This window comes from Stenotrophomonas sp. (assembly GCF_050737075.1).
Classification (GTDB): Bacteria; Pseudomonadota; Gammaproteobacteria; order Xanthomonadales; family Xanthomonadaceae; genus Stenotrophomonas.
This window is the reverse complement of the sequence record NZ_JBOHXV010000037.1, coordinates 23,265-42,224: the sequence shown is the minus strand read 5'-3', so window position 1 is coordinate 42,224 and position 18,960 is coordinate 23,265. Positions and strand designations below refer to the sequence as shown.

General features: G+C 63.4%; 21 protein-coding genes. 6 read left to right on the top strand and 15 right to left on the bottom strand.

Translation table 11 applies throughout. The features are described from left to right. Positions 1 to 55 precede the first annotated feature (55 nt). The gene (locus ACREPD_RS10985; protein ID WP_431599371.1) at positions 56 to 1,411 is read right to left on the bottom strand and encodes a dicarboxylate/amino acid:cation symporter; all 1,356 of its coding nucleotides are present in this window, start codon (positions 1,409 to 1,411) and stop codon (positions 56 to 58) included. A 272-nt stretch (positions 1,412 to 1,683) separates the two neighbouring features. Between ACREPD_RS10985 and ACREPD_RS10980 the strand changes: the two genes are divergently transcribed. Both ACREPD_RS10980 and ACREPD_RS10975 read left to right on the top strand, forming a co-directional pair. Continuing rightward, positions 1,684 to 2,856: an OprO/OprP family phosphate-selective porin gene (locus ACREPD_RS10980; protein WP_431599370.1), complete on the top strand. Its 1,173-nt coding sequence runs from the start codon at positions 1,684 to 1,686 to the stop codon at positions 2,854 to 2,856. 56 nt (positions 2,857 to 2,912) lie between these two features. Continuing rightward, a complete protein-coding gene (locus ACREPD_RS10975; protein ID WP_431599369.1) occupies positions 2,913 to 5,567 on the top strand; it encodes a hybrid sensor histidine kinase/response regulator in 2,655 nt (884 codons plus the stop codon). Positions 5,568 to 5,743: 176 nt separating this feature from the next. Here ACREPD_RS10975 and ACREPD_RS10970 read toward each other — a convergent pair whose 3' ends face one another. The 8 genes from ACREPD_RS10970 to ACREPD_RS10935 form a co-directional block, all read right to left on the bottom strand. Beyond that, on the bottom strand, positions 5,744 to 6,079 hold the full coding sequence (locus tag ACREPD_RS10970) for a hypothetical protein (protein ID WP_431599368.1): 336 nt from the start codon (positions 6,077 to 6,079) through the stop codon (positions 5,744 to 5,746). Positions 6,080 to 6,548: 469 nt separating this feature from the next. Continuing rightward, positions 6,549 to 6,866: a hypothetical protein gene (locus tag ACREPD_RS10965; RefSeq protein WP_431599367.1), complete on the bottom strand. Its 318-nt coding sequence runs from the start codon at positions 6,864 to 6,866 to the stop codon at positions 6,549 to 6,551. A gap of 97 nt (positions 6,867 to 6,963) precedes the next feature. Next, complete coding sequence (locus ACREPD_RS10960; protein ID WP_431599366.1) at positions 6,964 to 7,680, bottom strand: hypothetical protein; 717 nt, start codon at positions 7,678 to 7,680, stop codon at positions 6,964 to 6,966. Positions 7,681 to 7,742: 62 nt separating this feature from the next. Continuing rightward, positions 7,743 to 8,027 (bottom strand): hypothetical protein, encoded by a 285-nt coding sequence (locus ACREPD_RS10955; protein ID WP_431599365.1) that lies wholly within the window; start codon positions 8,025 to 8,027, stop codon positions 7,743 to 7,745. Between the two features lie 147 nt (positions 8,028 to 8,174). Beyond that, entirely contained in the window at positions 8,175 to 8,783 is a 609-nt protein-coding gene (locus ACREPD_RS10950; protein ID WP_431599364.1) for a hypothetical protein, read from the bottom strand. A gap of 131 nt (positions 8,784 to 8,914) precedes the next feature. Further along, positions 8,915 to 9,226: a hypothetical protein gene (locus ACREPD_RS10945; protein WP_431599363.1), complete on the bottom strand. Its 312-nt coding sequence runs from the start codon at positions 9,224 to 9,226 to the stop codon at positions 8,915 to 8,917. 669 nt (positions 9,227 to 9,895) lie between these two features. After that, a complete protein-coding gene (locus ACREPD_RS10940) occupies positions 9,896 to 10,255 on the bottom strand; it encodes a hypothetical protein (protein ID WP_431599362.1) in 360 nt (119 codons plus the stop codon). Positions 10,256 to 10,362: 107 nt separating this feature from the next. Then, complete coding sequence (locus ACREPD_RS10935) at positions 10,363 to 10,920, bottom strand: hypothetical protein (RefSeq protein ID WP_431599361.1); 558 nt, start codon at positions 10,918 to 10,920, stop codon at positions 10,363 to 10,365. Between the two features lie 401 nt (positions 10,921 to 11,321). On the opposite strand from ACREPD_RS10935, the gene ACREPD_RS10930 reads away from it, so the two are divergent. Both ACREPD_RS10930 and ACREPD_RS10925 read left to right on the top strand, forming a co-directional pair. Continuing rightward, complete coding sequence (locus tag ACREPD_RS10930) at positions 11,322 to 11,528, top strand: hypothetical protein (protein WP_431599360.1); 207 nt, start codon at positions 11,322 to 11,324, stop codon at positions 11,526 to 11,528. 91 nt (positions 11,529 to 11,619) lie between these two features. Further along, entirely contained in the window at positions 11,620 to 12,213 is a 594-nt protein-coding gene (locus ACREPD_RS10925; RefSeq protein WP_431599359.1) for a hypothetical protein, read from the top strand. Positions 12,214 to 12,551: 338 nt separating this feature from the next. Here ACREPD_RS10925 and ACREPD_RS10920 read toward each other — a convergent pair whose 3' ends face one another. Further along, the gene (locus tag ACREPD_RS10920; RefSeq protein WP_431599358.1) at positions 12,552 to 12,782 is read right to left on the bottom strand and encodes a hypothetical protein; all 231 of its coding nucleotides are present in this window, start codon (positions 12,780 to 12,782) and stop codon (positions 12,552 to 12,554) included. Between the two features lie 32 nt (positions 12,783 to 12,814). On the opposite strand from ACREPD_RS10920, the gene ACREPD_RS10915 reads away from it, so the two are divergent. Together ACREPD_RS10915 and ACREPD_RS10910 are read left to right on the top strand one after the other, a co-directional pair. Beyond that, positions 12,815 to 13,342: a hypothetical protein gene (locus ACREPD_RS10915; protein WP_431599357.1), complete on the top strand. Its 528-nt coding sequence runs from the start codon at positions 12,815 to 12,817 to the stop codon at positions 13,340 to 13,342. Positions 13,343 to 13,440: 98 nt separating this feature from the next. Beyond that, positions 13,441 to 13,806, top strand: a complete 366-nt coding sequence (locus ACREPD_RS10910) for a DUF4288 domain-containing protein (RefSeq protein ID WP_431599356.1) — start codon at positions 13,441 to 13,443, stop codon at positions 13,804 to 13,806. 488 nt (positions 13,807 to 14,294) lie between these two features. Here the strand turns inward: ACREPD_RS10910 and ACREPD_RS10905 are convergent, their stop codons facing one another. The 5 genes from ACREPD_RS10905 to ACREPD_RS10885 form a co-directional block, all read right to left on the bottom strand. Then, positions 14,295 to 14,465: a hypothetical protein gene (locus ACREPD_RS10905; protein WP_431599355.1), complete on the bottom strand. Its 171-nt coding sequence runs from the start codon at positions 14,463 to 14,465 to the stop codon at positions 14,295 to 14,297. 410 nt (positions 14,466 to 14,875) lie between these two features. Beyond that, a complete protein-coding gene (locus ACREPD_RS10900; RefSeq protein ID WP_431599354.1) occupies positions 14,876 to 15,529 on the bottom strand; it encodes a LuxR C-terminal-related transcriptional regulator in 654 nt (217 codons plus the stop codon). A gap of 161 nt (positions 15,530 to 15,690) precedes the next feature. Then, a complete protein-coding gene (locus ACREPD_RS10895) occupies positions 15,691 to 16,743 on the bottom strand; it encodes an ABC transporter substrate-binding protein (protein ID WP_431599353.1) in 1,053 nt (350 codons plus the stop codon). Then, positions 16,740 to 18,125, bottom strand: coding sequence for a sensor histidine kinase N-terminal domain-containing protein (locus tag ACREPD_RS10890; RefSeq protein WP_431599352.1), 1,386 nt, complete (start codon positions 18,123 to 18,125; stop codon positions 16,740 to 16,742). The genes ACREPD_RS10895 and ACREPD_RS10890 overlap by 4 nt, the downstream gene beginning before the upstream one ends. Further along, positions 18,112 to 18,801 (bottom strand): response regulator, encoded by a 690-nt coding sequence (locus tag ACREPD_RS10885; RefSeq protein ID WP_431599351.1) that lies wholly within the window; start codon positions 18,799 to 18,801, stop codon positions 18,112 to 18,114. Before ACREPD_RS10885 ends, ACREPD_RS10890 begins: the two co-directional genes overlap by 14 nt. Positions 18,802 to 18,960: the final 159 nt, after the last annotated feature.

The window sequence follows — 18,960 nt, the reverse complement described above, 5'->3', positions numbered from 1 at the left end:
GCCCAAGGGGGAGCGGCACGACCCTGTTACACACACATCGGGGGGAGGGGTGTGCTTAGTGGGCCGGCAGCGGCGCGGTCAGCGGCGACGGCTGGTCGTCGGTGGCCAGCGGCGGCAGTTCCGATTCGCGGCCATCCAGCACCATGGCCAGGCGGTCGCGGTCCAGGGCGTTTTCCCAGCGCGAGACCACCACCGTGGCCACCGCATTGCCGATGAAGTTGGTCAGCGAGCGGCATTCGCTCATGAAGCGGTCCACGCCCAGGATCAGCGCCATGCCGGCCACCGGCACCTCCGGCACCACCGCCAGCGTGGCGGCCAGGGTGATGAAGCCGGCACCGGTCACGCCGGCGGCGCCCTTGGAGCTCAGCATCGCCACCAGCAGCAGCGCGATCTGGTGGCCCAGGGTCAGTTCGGTGTTGGTGGCCTGGGCGATGAACAGCGCGGCCAGGGTCATGTAGATGTTGGTGCCGTCCAGGTTGAACGAGTAGCCCGTGGGAACCACCAGGCCCACCACCGACTTGCTGCAGCCGGCCTTTTCCATCTTTTCCATCAGCGAGGGCAGCGCCGATTCCGACGATGACGTGCCCAGCACCAGCAGCAGCTCGGCCTTCAGGTAGCGGGCCAGCTTGAACACCGAGAACCCGCACAGGCGGCAGACCACGCCCAGGATGACCGCCACGAACAGGAACGCGGTGAGGTAGAACGAACCCACCAGCCAGGCCAGGTTGATCAGCGAGCCCACCCCGTACTTGCCGATGGTGAAGGCGATGGCACCGAAGGCGCCGATCGGGGCGGCCTTCATCAGGATGTGGACCAGGCGGAACACCGGCGCGGTCAGCGCCTCCAGGAAGGTCAGCACCGGGCGGCCGCGCTCACCCACCAGGGCCAGCGAAATGCCGAACAGCACCGCCACGAACAGCACCTGCAGGATGTTGCCATCCACGAAGGCGCTCACCAGCGTGGCCGGAATGATGTCCATCACGAAGCCGGTGAGGGTCAGCTCGTGGGATTTTTCCACGTAGCTGTGCACCGCCGTCTGGTCCAGGTCGGCCGGGTTGATGTTCATGCCGGCGCCGGGCTGCACCACATGCGCCACCACCATGCCCACGATCAGCGCCAGGGTGGAGAAGAACAGGAAGTAGGCCATCGACTTGGCGAAGACCCGGCCCACGGTGCGCAGGTGGGTCATGCCGGCGATGCCGGTGACGATGGTCAGGAAGATCACCGGGGCGATGATCATCTTCACCAGCTTGATGAAGCCATCGCCCAGCGGCTTCAGCGATTCGGCGAAGGCCGGCTCGTAGTGGCCGAGGATGGCGCCCAGGACGATGGCCACCACCACCTGGAAATACAGCTGGCGGTAGAACGGCAGCGGCTTGGCCGCAAGGGGGGCAGCGGTGGGAACGTGCATGGGAAGCTCCGGCAGTGTCACGGGGATGCCGGCCGCGGACGGCGGCATCGGGCGTGGCCTTTTTACGCCCGGCGCACCGCTACGCAGATAACCTATTGGTACTAGCCCCCCGGTTCAGCCCCAGCCAGTGCCTACACTGCAGGGGCACCGCGCCCCCACGGCGGCGGGTTGCCGCGTCATCCGGAGCCAGCCTTCACAGGCGGATGGCCCCACAGTTTCACCGCGCGCGGCCGTTGTTGTTCTGCCCCCTTTTTGAAGCCAGCCCTGAACTCATGCGCCTGACCCCCCTGTTTATTGCCCTGACCGCCCTGACCGCCCCCGTGGCCGCCTCCGCAGCCGATTACGACTGGGACAACTGGCCGACCAAGGTCGCCTTCAGCGACGGCACCGAACTGGCCGCCACCGCCAACATCGCCTACGACCTCAACGACTTCTCGGGCGCCGACGCGTTCGAAGATTCCGACGCGGTGCGCCGCAAGGAGTTCGGCGCGACCCTGAAGAAGAAGGGCGTGTACGACGCGATGGTCTATTACGACTTCCAGGCCGACACCTGGTTGGACGTCTTCTTCCGCTTCGAGAGCAAGGCCGTGTTCGGCAAGGACGTGGGCCGCTTCCGCTTCGGTTACATGAAGACTCCGGTCGGCCTGGACGCCAACACCTCCTCGCGCGCCGGCAGCTTCATGGAAACCGCCCTGCCCGTGCAGGCCTTCTACGCCGGCCGCCGCACCGGTGCCGAGTGGGTGCTGGAGCGCCCGCAGTACCTCATGCAGGTAGGCGCCTATGGCGGCAAGGACCTGCAGGGCGACAACCCGGGCACCACCCAGGCCGTGCGTGGCGTGTGGACCCCGGTGAAGGCACCGGGTGACGTGATCCACCTGGGCCTGGCCTATTCGCAGGAAAACCCGCGCGGCTACAGCGATGGCCGCGACGTGCACCATGAAGCCAGCGCCCGCCTGCGCGCGCGCCCGGAAGCCGGCCTGACCGACATCCGCCTGGTCGATTCCGGCGCCCTGGTCACCGCCGACCAGATCCGCCGCACCGGCCTGGAAGGCATCTGGATCCACGGCCCGCTGTCGCTGCAGGCCGAAGCGCTGCGGACCACCGTCACCCGCGACGGCAAGCCGGACTACACCGGCAGCGGCCAGTACGCGCTGGCCAGCTGGGTGGTCACCGGCGAATCGCGCCCGTACAACGCCGGCGCCGTGGCCAACATCAAGCCGGCCCATGGCTATGGCGCCGTTGAGCTGCTGGCCCGCTACAGCCGCATCGACCTGGACGACCGCGACGTGCTCGGCGGCCGCCAGCACGACTGGACCGTGGGTGCCAACTGGTACCTGACCAGCCACTTCAAGTTCCAGGCGAACTACGTGTGGGCCGACGCCAGCCGTCGCGGCGTGCGCACCAAGCCGGAAATCTTCGAACTGCGCGCCCAGGTTCACTTCTGATGCGCCACGGCGGGTGCACGCAACGTGCACCCGCCGGCACACCGTAAACTGACGCCGTGTACCGCGTCTCCCGCTACCGCCCACTGCTGCTGACCCTGCTGGTCATGATCGGCGGCACGCTGCTGGCCGCCCTGGTGGCCGGCCGCTATGCCCAGCAACGCGCCCTGGCGGCCGAAAGCGCCCAGGTGCGGCGCCAGCTGGATCTGTACGCCCAGACCCTGCAGCAGCGCATCGACCGCTTCCGGACCCTGCCGGAGGTGCTGGCGCTGGACCCGGACCTGCAGCAGGCCGTGCGGCAGCCGTTGAATGACGCCGAACGCCACCGGCTCAACCTGAAGCTGCAACAAGCCAACAACGTCACCAGCGCCTCCACCCTCACCCTGATCGACCGCCATGGCGTTGCCGTGGCCGCCAGCAACTGGGATCAGCCCACCACCAACGTGGGCGAGGATTACAGCTACCGGCCGTATTTCCAGCAGGCCATGGCCAAGGGCAGCGGGCGCTTCTACGGCATCGGCATGACCACTGCCGTGCCGGGCTACTTCCTGTCGCAGGCCATCCACGATGCGAACGGCGCCGTGCTGGGCGTCATCGCCATCAAGATCGAACTGCGCGCGCTCGAACAGGAATGGCTGCAGAGCACCGACATCGTCATGGCCAGCGACACCCACGACGTAGTGTTTCTCGCCAACGCCGACGCCTGGCGCTACCGCCTGCTGCGCCCGCTCTCCCCCGCCGAACGCAGTGAAATGCTGGCCACCCGCCAGTACGCCGACCGCTCGCTGCAGCCGTTGCGTGCGCGCACGCTGGAGGTGCTGGACGACGGCGGACGCATGGTGCGGCTGGAGCAGCCCGCGCTGCCGCGCCCCATGCTGTGGCAGACCCATGTGCTGGCCGATCCGAACTGGACCCTGCACCTGCTGCACGACGCAGGCGCCAGCGCCGCCGTGGGCCGCAGCACCGCGCTGGCGGCCGGCGGCATCTGGCTGGCGCTGTGCTTCCTTTCCCTGTTCGTGCAGCAGCGGCGGCGGCTGGACTCGCACCGCCAGCGCAGCCGGCGGGAGTTGGAAGCCGTGCTGCAGCAGCACGCACAGGAACTGCGCACCGCGCAGGACGGCGTGCTGCAGGCGGCCCAGCAGGCCGACAGTGGCCTGAGCCGCAGCCTGGCGCACCTGCCGCAGGGCGTGGTGGTGATCGACAGCGAACAGAAGCTGGTGGCGTGGAATGCGCGGTATCTGGAATTGTTCCGCTTCCCGCCGGACCTGATCCGCGTGGGTCGCCCCATTGAAGAGGCATTCCGCTACAACGCGCGCCGTGGCCTGCTGGGCCCGGGGCCGGTGGATGAGGCCATCGAGCGCCGCCTCAATCACCTGCGCAGCGGCCGCCCGCACATGCGCGAGAGCGAGAAAGACGACGGCACCGTGCTGGAGATCCGCGGCAACCCCCTGCCCGACGGCGGCTTCGTCACCAGCTATGCCGACATCACCGCCTACAAGAACACCGCGCGTGAGCTGCGCTCGCTGGCCGACGCGCTGGAACACCGCGTGGCCGAGCGCACCCGCGACCTGGATGAGGCGCGCCGCGAAGCCGAACGGGCCAACCGCTACAAGACCCGCTTCGTGGCCTCGGCCGTGCACGACCTGCTGCAGCCGCTCAATGCCGCGCGCATGTTCGTCTCCGTGCTGCGCGGCAAGTTGAGCGGCGATGCGCGCGAACTGAGCGAGCATGTGGACGCCGCGCTGGCCGCGCAGGATTCCATCCTCAACAGCCTGCTGGACATCTCGCGGCTGGAGTCCGGCACATTGCAGACGCACGTGCATGCGTTCGCGCTCTCGCTGCTGCTGGAAACGCTGGCACGCGAATTCGGTATTGCCTCCGAAGGCCGGGGCCTGCAGCTGGACTGGGTAGATACGCGCGCGGTGGTGGTGAGCGATGAAGCGCTGCTGCGCCGCATCCTGCAGAACTTCCTCTCCAATGCGCTGCGCTATACCCCGCGCGGGCGCGTGCTGATCGGTTGCCGGCGCGTGGGCGACCAGCTGCGCATCGAAGTGCACGACCAGGGCCCGGGCATTCCCGAGAGCCTGCAGGGCGAGATCTTCGAAGAGTTCCGCCGCCTGGATGACGGTGTGGACCAGGAACGCGGCGCCGGCTTGGGCCTGGCGATTGTGGAGCGTATCGGCCGTTTGCTGGGCCACCGCATCAGCCTGCGGTCCACGCTGGGGCGTGGCAGCGTGTTCGCGGTGACGGTGGCGATGGGCCATGCGGCGGACATTCCCGCACCTGCGGCGGTGCCGGTGGCGGCGCCTGAGCCCGGCGACGACAGCCCGCTGCGCCGCTGCCGGGTGTGGAGCATCGACGACGACCCGCGCGTGTGCGCGGCCACGCGCGCGTTGCTGGAACGCTGGGGATGTTCGGTCGAACTGGCGGATGGACCGCAGGCCGCGCTGGAGATCGCCTCTGCGCTCAACGTACCGCAGTTGTTGCTGCTGGACGTGCGCATGGGCCAGTGGCATGGGCCGGATCTGTATGAGGAGCTGTGCACCCTGTGGCGTGCGCGCCCGCCGGTGATTCTGGTTACCGCCGAACGCGACGATGCGTTGAGGGCGCAGGCGGCGGAGAACGGCTGGGGCTTCCTTTCCAAGCCGGTAAGACCACCGGCGTTGCGGGCGTTGATGACGCAGCTACTGGTGCGCCACCGCGAAACCCGGTAGGGTCGGACCCCGGTCGACTGCACGTAACACTGATCGGTGCGACGAACGCATGACCCAAAAACGAAACGCGCTCTTTCCCCAACGGTCATGCCATAACCGAACGTTCCAACACGGTCGGCGGTCGATTGGGATGCGACCCTACCAGGAGGCATCCCACGCGGCTCGACAACACCGCCCTACTCCAACACCTCACCCGTCGTCACATCCAACACCCGCCGCTTCTTCTTCGGCACGTGATCCTGATACCGGTACGGCACAACCACAGGCGTCTCATCCAGCCTCAGCGTGACCCGCTTGTGCGCCACCTCCACCAATACACGCGCCCCCACTGGCAGTTCGAACCGCTCCAGCCACATGCCACGCAGAACGATGCATGGAATGCGGCCACCATCCGGCAGATCATGGCCTGCGGGGTGCTTGAGCGATCCAACACGCAGGCGCTCAGGCGCATGCATGCCGATGCGCGTCTGGGGTTGTTGGCTTGAGGGTGAATCCGACTTTGAACGACGCATATGCCACCTCCGAGGAAGTCTCCCTCGCCGGAATGGCGAGGGAGTCGGGAGGCTGAAATCCGCTTGAACGCGCACGGCATGACGTATTTCCGCGAAGGTGTTGTATTTCGCCACCCTCCCGACATAGGACGTCCACACTTTAGCGTTCAAGGAGATTTCAGGCTCCGAGGCAACACCATGCGCAAAGCTGCATGCGAAGGGAAATTGCTTGTTCCGAATGATAGACGAGCTTCGGTTGATAGGAACTAACGCATGTCGCATTGCGCCTGAAGCCGCAAACGATCATTGCGCGCACGAACAGCCACCAAGCCCGACTGGGTAGAGCGGACTGTTAGTCCGCTGCCGTCCGCATGAACGCATGCCCCACCCAAACCACAGCGGACTAACAGTCCGCTCTACCCCGCCGGTTTGTGAGCCGCCACGCGTGGCCGGTTGCTTACCGCCCGCCCCATCACTGCGCTCCGCTCATCTAGGCCCCATCGCGCCTGAGAAGACCCCTGACCTCGCTGTCGGCGTGCGGCGACAGTGCAATGTGAGACCGGACATCGGCCGCCATCAGCTGATCGGGGTCCAAGTAGCTCAGAGTGACCAACTGTGCGAGCACGGTTTCGTCCGGCGACCTCTTCAGCCACCAATGGAACGCGCCATTTCTGTCGTGCTCGGAGGAGTTCTCCATCCCTGGTTGGTACGTCGCAATCAGCTGGCTCAACAGGTCCTCTGGAATGAGACCGTAGTCCTTCCATTCTTTCGGAAATTGCATCAAGGCCAGATATTCGTCAGCCGTCATCTTCAAACACCCTCGCTCAGCGCTCCCAGACCTCACTGACCATCAGTGGCGGCCACGTCAGACTGTGGAAGACTGCCATTCGGCCACATCGATGCCCTCATCCTGCATATACCTCTACGCCCAGCTCAACATCCAGTGACGACAGCGCGCCAAGCAATGCTCGATCGAGGCTGAAGCCGACATGATCATCCACGAAAACACCAATGTAGAGCATCAGCCTTCCGCCGCTTTTCACAACATCGCGGAGGTACTCGCGTCGCACCTGAATCAGCTCCACTGCATTTCGCACGCCGTCGACGAAATGCCCTTCCACCCGGTCACTCAGTGCAAATGCTGCAATGGTTTCTTTGTAGGCGCCTCCCAGCGTCTCTCCCCGATTGGACTTTCGCGGCTCGCCTGCAGTCTGTCCATGAACCAGCTTAAGATCGACGACGGCCGCAATCTCCTCATGTCGACGATGCGGGTGAATGACCCTGAGGGTGATTGAATAGCGCTCCGGTTCAACGGCGTCTTCGACAACGGCGGGCTTGCGAGTGCAGAAGGTCACGATCACAAGAGCCGCGCAAACCAATATCGACAGACCCAGCAACGGGCGGATCTGGTAAAAAAAGGCACCCGCGCTCATTGCCTGCAACCCTTGATCCACTACCGATGACGCCGCGCGGGCCAGCACCTGTATCCAGACGAACGTGATGAACTGAAGCAGGAAGATTCCCACAACCGCCAAAACCCGCCGATTGGTTGTCCGCGCAGTGACAGCCACATAGCAGAGCAGAACCAGCACAAGGACGAAAATAGAAATAAGAATGGTCATGACTCAGCTCCTACCGCAATCAACCAGGCGGCCGCATCTTTTGACCTGAACATTCGATAGGTTCAATAGGCATCTCGATCTCGAAGAAAACGCGAGAACTCAGGGGTCTCCAGTACCCGCAGTTGCGTCATTGAGATGTTGTACCGGTAGAAGAATCCCAGTAGATCATGCATCTCACGCCGACTGAGCAGCGCTCTGTCAATGACGATGTACAGGGTGTCACCGCACCCGTAGAAGCGCCTCACACATTCCATTCGTCCGAGCCAGTCAAAGAAGCACTGCTCATCGTGCGGCGAGTAGAACTTGACTATCACCGCCTCTAACTCAGCCAATTGATCACTGTCCATCCGAGTCTAGCTCCTTGATCCAGTGCAGGGAGCTGCGCTGGATTTACATTTGCATGCATGCAACGCGCGCAATACCGTGGGACTGACGCGAATCCCATGCCCGCCCCCAAGATGGCGGGCACGCACCCGTTGGTGAATGGCCCCCAATCAATTCGTTGGGTTCGCTTCATCAAAGGGGGAGTCGGTGGGGCCTGGCCGCCCCTCCCATGCGCCCAACCCAGCAAGCTGCGCGGGGACGGCCCGAATGACCATATCTACGTCCTCCGCTCCAGTACATTCCTTGGGGAAGCCGAGTGGCGAACTCATCGAAATGGATGCACTCACCCTGATGGCGATCATCTTCCTGGTCAGCGATAGAACCTCCACCTCCCCCGACTCCGCCCGCCCATAGCAGCCCCGCTTCCCGGCGAACGCGCTTGACCCTCTGCTGAAGAACACTCGTGCCACTCCCTCATCCAGAGAGAAGTGATCTCCTGCCTTCAGGTTCGCCGGCAAATAAACAGTCATCTTGCGAAAGCTCGCGCCGTCGGTCTTCCAGGAGCGCTTGTAGAGACTGAAAGCAACGACGGTGCCAACACCCGATTCAATTCGGTGGCATGAAAACTGCAGCTCTCGAGTGCCAACGTCGAGGCACCCATCGGTGACGGAGCTGGCATTCTCAACAAAAAGCGCCGACCTCTCGGCGGCGGCGGTGCTGCCCGAGATCACCAAGCCGGCAAGGATCGCCCACGCTCGAAAGCTACCACCAGCATCCATACTCCGTCCTCTCAATTTGCGCCCCATGCAACGCCCTGAACTGACCAGCACGTCCTCATCACCGCGTGCCTCTGCAGCCTGGCGTCTGCCAGAGTGCCCCGCTCGACCCACTACACGGATCGGCACCAAGATCATCGCTTTGTTCGCGTCCCGGATGACGCAAGCAGAGCCAAGCCAACGACGCTGAAGAAGATGACGACGCGGCGTGGAAGGGTCTTTTGATCTCTCTCTGCCATCCCAGCAATAAAGTCTGGCGAGCGCCCCGCTTCCTTGGCTTCAGAGGCATGTGCTCGCATGTCCTCCATAGTGAATAAGACAGTATAAATGGCTATAGAAGCCAAGAAGGCAACAGCGATCCGTCGCAACCATGGTCGCGAGGTAAATATTCCCACGACGGTCGCAACGCCCGCCAGCGCTATCAACGATATGGTGACATTCATCATCTTGGACACCTTTAGGGCCCAGCGCCCACCGCCATTGCTACCACCCGCCCAGTATGTGCATAGAAGCATATGCTCGAGCCATCATCGTAACCACAGACAACCTCAACCGCGAGTCGGCCCAGCATCACCTGCGATGTGTGGGTCTGACCGTATGCGCGCGCCGCACTCACCCCCTTTGGAGGCCGGGTCCCCGATTGCAACCCCTCTCAGATTCAAGCCCTTCAAACTCTCGGTCGTATAGGATGGCTCCGCTCCCATAGCGTCCCGCGAAACTCGAATATCTTCCACATATCGATACCTCGGCGCGATATCCGGATTGGACGTGACCACCACTTCCAGTTGGGTGTGGGGATCCCAGTACCCGCGTCGCAGAAGCCCTTCCTCACTCAGGCTCTCGGCGCCCGCCCCATAGCGCCGCATCACGTCAATCTCGTCATAGACGTGGGGGAGGAACCCCCCGTCGTGGAAGGCCTTTGTTACGTAGTCGACGCCGCGCTCATTTGCATCGGAAGGCGCTGCAAGAGCCATCAGAAGAAGTGCGATCAAGGTTGATTGACCTGTACTCATGCGCTTCACGCGTTCTCAGAGGGGCGGTAGGTGACAACTAGCGGAGCACCATCAGGCAAAGCTGAACGCGTAGAAGCTTGGCTCTTACGAATAAGCAATCAGCTACTTCGCCTGAAGTTCGCCGACATCAATTCCATTGGCATGAGTCTGACGACCGCCGACAAGGAACTCTCTCGATTGATACCTTGCGCCATTTTCGCAAGCAACCTCAAAGAAATAGGGAGCTGCCTCAGGCCCAACAACCATCATCATCGGTACTGAAAATTCATCCGCAACTACTTTGCCCGCAGACCTTTCGCCGGTACGTGCCGAAACGGCATCCATCTTGCAGGCGACACCTTGAAGATCGTCGACCGCAACGTCCGGAATTCTGCCGCTTACGCGAACAATCAGGTCGCCGCCAGTGGCCGCACAGGCAGACAACCAGAGCACAGTCGACGCCATCAAGCGGCCGAATCTCATCCCGGCCTCTTTATTCTTCCCAGATGACAACATCACGCACCGGGTCGATGACCGCTTTCGGGCTCGCCAACGATGGAAGACGCGCATAGCACCTCAGTCGAATTTTATCAGTACGCCCCGATGCAGTCCCACTCACCCTCACCCATGTCGCTGCGATGCGCGCAAATGTTACTCCCCGGCCCAAAGTACTTGATAATTAGCTCATATCGTTCAACGGATGAAGACTGATAGAAGACTTTCATCTCCTCAGATTCCGAGACATCTAACAGCCTCTTGTCAATTTCATTCAGTTCGCGAGGATATCGTCCTTTCGCATCGTAGTAGGCATCCAGTCCACGCACGATCTTATCTCCCTCATGCTTGGCCTGCTCGCCACGTCGCCCCTCACCCGGAGCATCGCACCCGACAAGCAGCGTACTTGTGAGCAACAAGGCCGCCAATTGGATGTTTCCCGCTCTCATTTCACGCCGAGTTGGGCATGGAAGCATTTCCACCACTGATCGCGGATGCCCGGGAGCTGGCGCTCGGTGGTTAGCGTCTGGCCGTAGGCCGAGATGGTTTCCCACTTTTTCCACCTCCTGCGCGTGCGCAAGTGGAGCGGATGAAAGGGCGATGAAGGCCACGAGTGCGCGTTGGTGCGGGGTGTACGGCACGAAGCGGGACATTCCAATACTCCTTCCTGGAGGGGAACTGCTCGTCGATCAAGATGGCACCAACGTCGCGGCAGGCAGCGATCCGGCTGGCGGCGACAAACGCGGGTAAGGTATGAATGCGGGGCTCTCTTGGTCAAGGAGGAAAGCGTGAGCCACTTCACCATTCCGGACATTTGCAACCCGAGACGGCAGATTTTCAGAAGCGCCTTAGATGTGATGCGGGGTTTCCCTACAACGGAAGCGGGCATTGATGCTCGCGTGCTGGCATGGCATGACTGTGTGGGACGAGGATCATCCCGACAACTACTCGATGTCTGGCGCGTCAGGCCGAGGAGAGAGAACTGATGAGAAATTTCACGCTGAAAGATTGGATGAAGGCGAATGACGCACGACTGCGGTCATTTGGATACTCCATGACCTTCAAAGATTACCCACAAGGGCAGACAAGTCTGGATCTGGACTCTGCTGAGTTCAGGGGGAGGATTACATGCTGGCCCAATGGGAAATGCGAGCTTCAGTTCCACTCCACGCGAATTGGGGATGTCCTTTTCCTCATCCCCGAGGTTGAACTGGACGGAGATCACCTCATCAAAGTGCTCGAAGAGCGGCATGTGATCTGACGCGTTGTCGCGTTGGCGCGTGCGACAACGGCCTTGGCATCTATGTTGATCACATGCGAGCCAAGGAAAGACGCACCTGGCCGGATCCTTGATGCATAATCCGCTGGGCGCCACCCCGCACTCGCCGGGCGTGGCCGAAACGCTCGGCTGGGGGGCCGGCGCCAAAATGAGCGAATCAGTCAGATATACCATCCTCATGGTCCTGGCGATTGTCGGAGCGCTACTGACACTGTTCGTCATGCTCTTCGACAGGTACCACTACTACGACTACGAGACTGCGAAGTGCAAGGCTGGGCCTGTCATCGTGGAAGCCATGCTGGTGGGCGATGCCTACGAAGACGATCCAGCTACAGGACCTACCCCCTACCGCCTGAGCCTTTCGGCGAACGGCGATGGCGGTCAATACACGCTCTCCGGCGTGACGCTCACTTCGTCTCAGTCACGCGGGCGGATTGCCGTTCCCAGTGCTGAAGCTACCTGGGGTGCGGATGCGAGAACGAGCTTGCCAGAGAACGGCTTGCTTTCGCAGACGCTACGGCTGAGCTATGACGATTACACACTCGACGGAATGATCCACGCCTCGACAGACGACGATCACCCCGCCGTAGTGTTCAGCTGCGCCTTGAAGCGGAACCATCGAAGCGAATGGCGTGCATCCTGGCTGGATGCCTGGATGAGCGTTTGACGATGAGCGCATGCTCTTGATTGAATCATGAGGTAAGCCCCGTGGCACTGCGCACATACAGTTTCGTTTTTGCGGTGAGCCTGAAGCAAGCGCTCACGGCGGCCTGGCGCTTGGGCTGGTGTTGAACTGAGCCAGCTAGGGTAAAGTGGAATCTCCTCCATCGGTCAAACCACCGCGACCACCGAGCGCGGGAACCAAGGGCCTTAAACGTGGAAGCACGCAACGCGATCTCGATCCTTGCAGCTTACAACCTCATCTATTACGCAATGGCCAGGCGGGCTGTAAAAGTCATGGCTCGGGAATCGGAGGGCCCGGACGCAACGCTGAGGACCGGAATGTCAACGTCTGTCAGGTTGGTTTCGATGATCTTCAATCCAGCGCTGCCGCGCGAGGATCAGTCGAAACAGTTCAAGGTCCTTCTCAGGACGTCGCGAGTGATGCTCTACGCCGCGCCGTTCGTATTTGCCCTTGTTTTCTTGCTCCTTTAGCAAGAGGATCGCCAGCGCTGCGTTTTGGATTGACCGACTCGCGATCGCTGCGAAGAGCGTCAGAAAGAATGCGTTCGTCATCAGGGCGGCATCGCACAGAGGCATTGCAGACAATGATCAGGCTGATTCTCGCCCTTCCAACCGCACTACTCCTGCTCTTCATCCAAGCGGAGGGCGCACAGGCGCAGACTTACATCAACCACGCCCCCGACTCCAGCAGGGCGACTGCCGAGCAGGAGTCGCGAATCACTTTCCTGATAGACAAGGACCTGTTCGGATACGGACATGACTACGGCAAGCTTGGCCTGTGCGCGGGCAGCGATTCAAACTGCATCACCTTTGATTTCATGGCACTCCGCGACCTTCCGGGCAACGCGGATGTCGGATCAATTTACTCAGAAGGCGCTTACTCGTTCAAGGTTTCGCGCGCTGTCAACTTGTCTCTGATGGGCCAGAAAATTCGAACTCTTCGCGTGGACGTCACAAAGGATGGAAGGCTTGCGAATTCCTACCTTTTTGACAAAGACAGAGGAGTGGTTGCAATCGTGACTCCAAACTTCGACTTGAAGAGCATCCGCGAGTCCATTTACTTCCTAGAGGCTGAGCGCGGCATTTTCGCGAAGGGGTCAGCTTCGCCCTGAAGCGAAGTTATCGGAACAAATGGCGCGCATCTTGGCTGGATGTCTGGATGAGCTATTTACGGCGAGCGCATGCTCTTGATCGAATCACGAGGTGAGCCATGTGGTACTGCGCACATGCAATTTTTCGCTATCAGTACGAAGGGCAGACTTCAATAACGGTGCACGAGAACGTGTACCTCATTGATGCGTCCGATCCTGACGAGGCCCTGCTGAGCGCAGAGAAGATCGCGCTGGAGCACGAGATGGTCGGGGCTGAGAGTGCGTTGAAAGTGAACGGAGTCAGGGCGGAGTACCGTTTCTCGGGGATACGCAAGCTGATTGCCGTCGAGTCGGATGAAAGCACCGCTGCAGGCAGAATCTGCTCCGGGGTTGAAGTGACGTATTCGGTGATGGAGGTTGGCAGCCTGCGCGAGGTTGAAGTACTTGCCGCGGGAGGCAGCGCGACCGTCGTCTACGTAGAGTAGAGATGCACCTGCTAGCGCTGGACGGGGCAGAGCGGACTGTTGGTCCGCCGCCGTTTGCATGGTGGTTGGCCTTGCGCGGAGAGCAGCGGACTAACAGTCCGCTCTACCAGTCCGCTCTACCCCGTCGTGGGCTATCGCCTGCGCTTTCTTTTGCGGCGCGGGGTGTGGGGTGGGATGGCGATTGGGTTTGGGCCGTCTGGATTGGCGAAGTCGAACGGTCTTCTGCCACGGCGGAGTACGGTACGAAGCACGCCGAGCCAGCCGTCGCCGAACAGCAGTGAGATCGCTATTGCCGTGTAGAGCATCAGGAAGGCGGCCGGAGGTACGATCGCGCCTTCGTTCACGCCCTGGCAGGCGGAGAGTTTGCTACCCAAATGGGCGGCGACTACCACTTCGGTGGATAGCAGACATGCAGCGGCGATGCGCACGTAGGTTGCGTTGGCTTTGAAGAGCCCCTTCGACAGAATGTCGGCCCTTGCGTACAAACCTCAGAAGGGCAGCGAGAGCAGCCATGACCACATGAAGGCGCCTGAGGGGCCGGTTGATGTGCAATCCATCGTTGCCATCAGGCTGGCTAGTGCGAACAGGAAGTAGCCTGCTCCGATCAGGAGGGCGGCCTTCAGGCATTTTGCGAAGATCTGTTCGCCGGTTGGTGGCATGGTTTGGCTCGTCCTTGAGGTTGTTACCGGGCTCGCGCAGTCCGAGGTTAGAGCGCGTCTTCGGCTTGGGTCATGCCGTTATCGCGATGATGGGCCATATCGGCAGTCGATTGGGATGCGACCCTACCGGAGCGCGGGCGAACATTTATTCGGGCGCCGCCGTGTCTGCGCCTGCGACGGGTTTGTTCGGGGGGTACCGTGCCGGCACATGCGACGGGCTTGTTCGGGGGACGACGTGCCGGCACATGCGACGGGGTTGTTCGGGGGACGTCGTGTCTGTACATGCGACGGGCTTGTTCGGGGGACGCCGTGCCGGCACATGCGACGGGCTTGTTCGGGGGACGCCGTGCCAGCACATGCGACGGGGTAGAGCGGACTGTTAGTCCGCTGCCGTTCGCATGGCATAGGTTTTACGTCAGATCTGCGCCTGCGTCGCCTTCGGGTTCCAGTGCCTTCACCAGCACCGCCGCCTGCGTGCGGCTGTGGCATTCGAGCTTCTTCAGGATCGCGGTTACATGCACCTTGACCGTATTCTCCGCCAGGCCCAGTTCGTAGGCGATCTGCTTGTTGAGCAGGCCGTCGGCCAGGCAGAGCAGTACGCGGAACTGCTGTGGGGTTAGCTGGGCAAGGCGTGCTGCCAGGAGGGCGTCGGATTCGGAGCGCTCCGGGGACATGGCCGGGAACCAGAGGCCGCCGTCGAGTACGGTCTGGACGGCCTGGCCGATGGCGTCGGCTGGGGCCGATTTCGGGATGAAGCCGGCGGCGCCGAACTGCTGGGCGCGGCGGATGACGCGTGGGTGGTCGTTGGAGGAGACGATGACCACCGGGATGTCGGGGTGCGAGCCGCGTACGTGGAGCAGCGAGGAGAAGCCGCGCGCGCCGGGCATGGTGAGGTCGAGCAGGACCAGTTCGATTTCCGGGGTCTGGTCGAGGGCCGTCTCCAGGGATTGGGCGCTGGCTACTTCGATCACCTGTACTGCGGGGAGTGCCTGGCGTAGGGAATGTACGACGGCGGCGCGTAGCAGAGGGTGGTCGTCGGCTACGAGGATGGTGATTTCGCTCATGGCCGTATTGTAGGGGGCAATTTGGTGGCTGGTTGGGAGCAGCCACCCATGGGGTGGCTCTACGGTTGCTGCGGGGTGATGGGCTGAGGCGGGACACGCGTGGCGTGTCTCTACTTGGGATGCGCGTCGTCGGACACGGGGCAGCCACCCATGGGGTGGCTCTACGGGGTGGGGGCCTGGTGTCTTGTACTGCCCTTCCAGGCGTCCAGGAACTGGCGGCGCTTGAGGGCGTCCAGGTAGACGAGCAGGCCCGGGCCTAGTTGGATCGGGCGGTAGCTGCGGCCTGGGGCGCTGTCGCGCTGGGTCGGGAGGATGGAGCGCAAGCGGGCTTCGCGTGACAGGACTTGTTGGCCTCGCGATGACAACAGGTAGTCGAGGAAGCGGCGCGCCTCCGGTGCGTTGCGGGTGGTTCGCGGGATGATGGCGGTGCGCAGCACGACCAGGGTGTAATCCTCCGGTTCGACGATGCCCAGCGGGGCGCCCGCATCGATGCGCGCCTGCGCGTAGGAGCCCAGTACGTTGTAGACGAGCGATAGCTGGCCGCTGCTGACGCGGTCGAGCAGAACGCCGGTGCGCTCCTCCAGCTGCACCCGGTTGTCGCCCAGCGCGCCCAGCAGTGCGCCGGCCATGCTGCCGCGCTGGCCGTCCTGGGTGGCCAGCAGGTAGCCGACGCTGCTGCGTTCGACGTCGTAGGTGCCTACCTTGCCGGCCAGCGGTGCGTCCGGCGCACGCAGCAGCTCCAGCAGCTGGCGGCGGGTGCGCGGCACGCGCGCGGCAGGCAGGGTATGGGTGTTGTAGACGATGGCCACCGGTTCGTAGCTGATGCCGAAGGCCTCGTGCCGCCACTGCGCCCATGACGGCAATGCCTCGGTCTGCGCCGAGCGGTGGGCCAGCGCGTGGCCGTCGTTGACGAGCTTGGCCTGCAGGTCCATGCCGCTGCTGATCAGCATGTCCGGCCCGTTCGCACCGCTGCGCTCGCGCAGGTAGCGCGCGTACATGTCCTGGGCGATCACGTCTTCGTAGATGATTTCGGTGCCCGGATGCAGGCGCTGGTAATCGGCGATGACGGTGGCGAACACTTCGATGTCGGTCGAGCCGTGGATGCGCAGCTGCGCCTGCACTGGCCCCTTGGCGGCGAAACGCTGGGTCTGGCCGGGTTCGGCCGCAACGCTGCCGGCCACGAGCAGGAGCAGCAGGGAAAGCAGGATCTTCATGCGTGCAGCCTTGGCAGGCGGATGGTGGCGACCAACCCGCCGCCGGGCCGGTTGCTCAGGTCGATATGGCCGCCGTGGCTGTCGACGACGCGCTTGACGATGGCCAGGCCCAGCCCTGCCCCGCCCGGCGCGGCATCCTCGCCGCGTGCGAAACGCTCGAACACGCGCTCGGCGTCGCCCGGCGCAATGCCCGGGCCGTGGTCGGCGATGGTCACCACGCACTGCCGCGCGTCCTCGGTGAGGGCAAGCTGCAGTACGCCGTTACCACCGTATTTGAGGGCATTGTCGATGAGGTTCTTGATCGCCTCGCGCAACAGCAACCCATCGCCCTGCACCCATGCCGAAGCCACACCCACCGCGAGCTGCACGCGCGGTGCGGGCAGCGCCTGCGGCAAGGCTTCGTGCAGGGCCTGGTGCAGGGTTTCCACCATGTCCACCGGCGCGAAGCGCTGCAGGTTGGAGCGGTGGATGACGCTGGCATCGCTGAGCAGCTGGTTGAGCAGGCGGCTCATATGGGTGGCATTGCGGTCGATGGCCACCAGGCTGCGGCGCATGTCTTCGGGGTCTTCGTCGTCCAGCGCCAGCTGGGCCTGTGCACGCAGCGCGGCCAGTGGCGTGCGCATCTGGTGCGCGGCCTCGGCCATGAAGGCGCGCAGGGTCTCGTTGCTGCTCGAAAGACGCGCCATGAAGCGGTTCAACGCGGCCACCATCTGGTCCATCTCGCGCGGCACGCGTGCGTCCAGTGGGCTCAGGTCGGACGGCTCGCGCCGCGACAGCTCGCGCTCGACCTTGACCAGCGGGCGGAACGCGCGGTGCACGCCGAAGGCCACCAGCGCCAGCGACAGCAGCGAGAGCACGCCGATGGCCAGCAGGGCCCGGTTGACGATGTCCTGTGCCACTGCTTCGCGCGCGCGGCGGGTCTGGCCGACCTGCACGCGCACGTCGGCCTGCGCCGACGGCGAGGACACGCGGCGCGACACCACTACGAAGCGCACGGTCTCGCCGCTGTAGGGCGCGTCGAACAGCTGTGGCTGGTCGCTGGGCGCGCGCGGCGGCGCAGGCAGGTCGCCATAGCCGGTGACGGTCTGGCCGCGCGCGTCGAAGACGCGGTAGAACACGCGGTCTTCCGGCGCCATCGCCAACAGGTCGAGCGAGGCATACGGCAGGTCCACCTGCCACTGTGCATCCACCAAGGCGACCGAATCGATGATCGACAGCGCCGAGGACACCAGCAGGTGGTCGTAGGAACGGTTGGCGGCACGCTGGCCGTAGTCGCGTGCGCCAAACAGCAGGGCCACCGCGAATACCGCCAGCAGCGCGCCCAGATACAGGGTGAGGGTACGCCGCAGCGAGCTGGGCGCGCGGGGCTCAGCCTTCGGCATTGGCGGCGCCGTCGATGGCCTCAAGCAGGTAACCGCTGCCGCGCACGGTGACGATGCGCAGCGGCGCGTCGGCCAGCTTGCGGCGCAGGCGTCCCACATACAGTTCGATGGCATTCGGCCCGGCCTCGTCGTCGAAGCCGAACAGGCCGTTGCCGATCTCGTCCTTGCCCACTACATGGCCCAGGCGCCCCATCAGGATTTCCAGCAGCCGGTACTCGCGGTTCGGCAGCTCGATCGGCTGGCCGTCCAGGCTGACCCGGTGCGAGGCGTTGTCGAACTGGAAGCCGCCAATCTGCACCACTTCGCTGGCCTGGCCGCGCGTGCGCCGCAGCAGCACGCGGCAGCGCGCCTCGAATTCGCGGAAATCGAAGGGTTTGCCCAGGTAATCGTCGGCCCCCACGTCCAGCGCCTGCACGCGGTCTTCGATGCCGTCGCGGGCGGTGAGCATCAGCACCGGGGTGGCATCGCCGCGCTCGCGCATGCCGGCCAGCACGCGCAGGCCGTCCAGCTTGGGCAGGCCGATATCCAGCACCACCAGATCGAAGGTCTGGTAGCGCAGCACGCTGGCGGCGGCCAGGCCGTCGTTCTGCCAATCCACCGCGTGGCCACTGCGGCGCATGCGGCGGACGATGGCGTCGGCCAGGTCCGGGTTGTCTTCGACCAGCAGGATGCGCATGGGGCGGATATCGGAAACGGTGCGGGAATCCTAGCGCGAGCGGGGTGTCCCGTGGGTTGCGCTGCGCTGCAGCAGGCGCCGACAGGTGGATGACAGCTTCCCCGCTCTAGGCTGCGCCATCGCGTCGCACCCTTGGTGCCGGTGCGTTCACCGACAACC

Excerpts from the sequence above, each read along its gene's own strand:
- ACREPD_RS10910 (WP_431599356.1), top strand. The coding sequence starts at position 13,441 with ATGTGGTACTGCGCACATGCAATTTTTCGCTATCAGTACGAAGGGCAG.
- ACREPD_RS10940 (WP_431599362.1), bottom strand. The coding sequence starts at position 10,255 with ATGAGATTCGGCCGCTTGATGGCGTCGACTGTGCTCTGGTTGTCTGCC.
- ACREPD_RS10985 (WP_431599371.1), bottom strand. The coding sequence starts at position 1,411 with ATGCACGTTCCCACCGCTGCCCCCCTTGCGGCCAAGCCGCTGCCGTTC.
- ACREPD_RS10930 (WP_431599360.1), top strand. The coding sequence starts at position 11,322 with ATGACCTTCAAAGATTACCCACAAGGGCAGACAAGTCTGGATCTGGAC.
- ACREPD_RS10955 (WP_431599365.1), bottom strand. The coding sequence starts at position 8,027 with ATGGACAGTGATCAATTGGCTGAGTTAGAGGCGGTGATAGTCAAGTTC.
- ACREPD_RS10970 (WP_431599368.1), bottom strand. The coding sequence starts at position 6,079 with ATGCGTCGTTCAAAGTCGGATTCACCCTCAAGCCAACAACCCCAGACG.
- ACREPD_RS10965 (WP_431599367.1), bottom strand. The coding sequence starts at position 6,866 with ATGACGGCTGACGAATATCTGGCCTTGATGCAATTTCCGAAAGAATGG.
- ACREPD_RS10980 (WP_431599370.1), top strand. The coding sequence starts at position 1,684 with ATGCGCCTGACCCCCCTGTTTATTGCCCTGACCGCCCTGACCGCCCCC.
- ACREPD_RS10935 (WP_431599361.1), bottom strand. The coding sequence starts at position 10,920 with ATGTCCCGCTTCGTGCCGTACACCCCGCACCAACGCGCACTCGTGGCC.
- ACREPD_RS10925 (WP_431599359.1), top strand. The coding sequence starts at position 11,620 with ATGCATAATCCGCTGGGCGCCACCCCGCACTCGCCGGGCGTGGCCGAA.
- ACREPD_RS10890 (WP_431599352.1), bottom strand. The coding sequence starts at position 18,125 with ATGCCGAAGGCTGAGCCCCGCGCGCCCAGCTCGCTGCGGCGTACCCTC.
- ACREPD_RS10885 (WP_431599351.1), bottom strand. The coding sequence starts at position 18,801 with ATGCGCATCCTGCTGGTCGAAGACAACCCGGACCTGGCCGACGCCATC.
- ACREPD_RS10920 (WP_431599358.1), bottom strand. The coding sequence starts at position 12,782 with ATGACGAACGCATTCTTTCTGACGCTCTTCGCAGCGATCGCGAGTCGG.
- ACREPD_RS10960 (WP_431599366.1), bottom strand. The coding sequence starts at position 7,680 with ATGACCATTCTTATTTCTATTTTCGTCCTTGTGCTGGTTCTGCTCTGC.
- ACREPD_RS10900 (WP_431599354.1), bottom strand. The coding sequence starts at position 15,529 with ATGAGCGAAATCACCATCCTCGTAGCCGACGACCACCCTCTGCTACGC.
- ACREPD_RS10950 (WP_431599364.1), bottom strand. The coding sequence starts at position 8,783 with ATGGATGCTGGTGGTAGCTTTCGAGCGTGGGCGATCCTTGCCGGCTTG.
- ACREPD_RS10895 (WP_431599353.1), bottom strand. The coding sequence starts at position 16,743 with ATGAAGATCCTGCTTTCCCTGCTGCTCCTGCTCGTGGCCGGCAGCGTT.
- ACREPD_RS10915 (WP_431599357.1), top strand. The coding sequence starts at position 12,815 with ATGATCAGGCTGATTCTCGCCCTTCCAACCGCACTACTCCTGCTCTTC.
- ACREPD_RS10945 (WP_431599363.1), bottom strand. The coding sequence starts at position 9,226 with ATGATGAATGTCACCATATCGTTGATAGCGCTGGCGGGCGTTGCGACC.
- ACREPD_RS10905 (WP_431599355.1), bottom strand. The coding sequence starts at position 14,465 with ATGCCACCAACCGGCGAACAGATCTTCGCAAAATGCCTGAAGGCCGCC.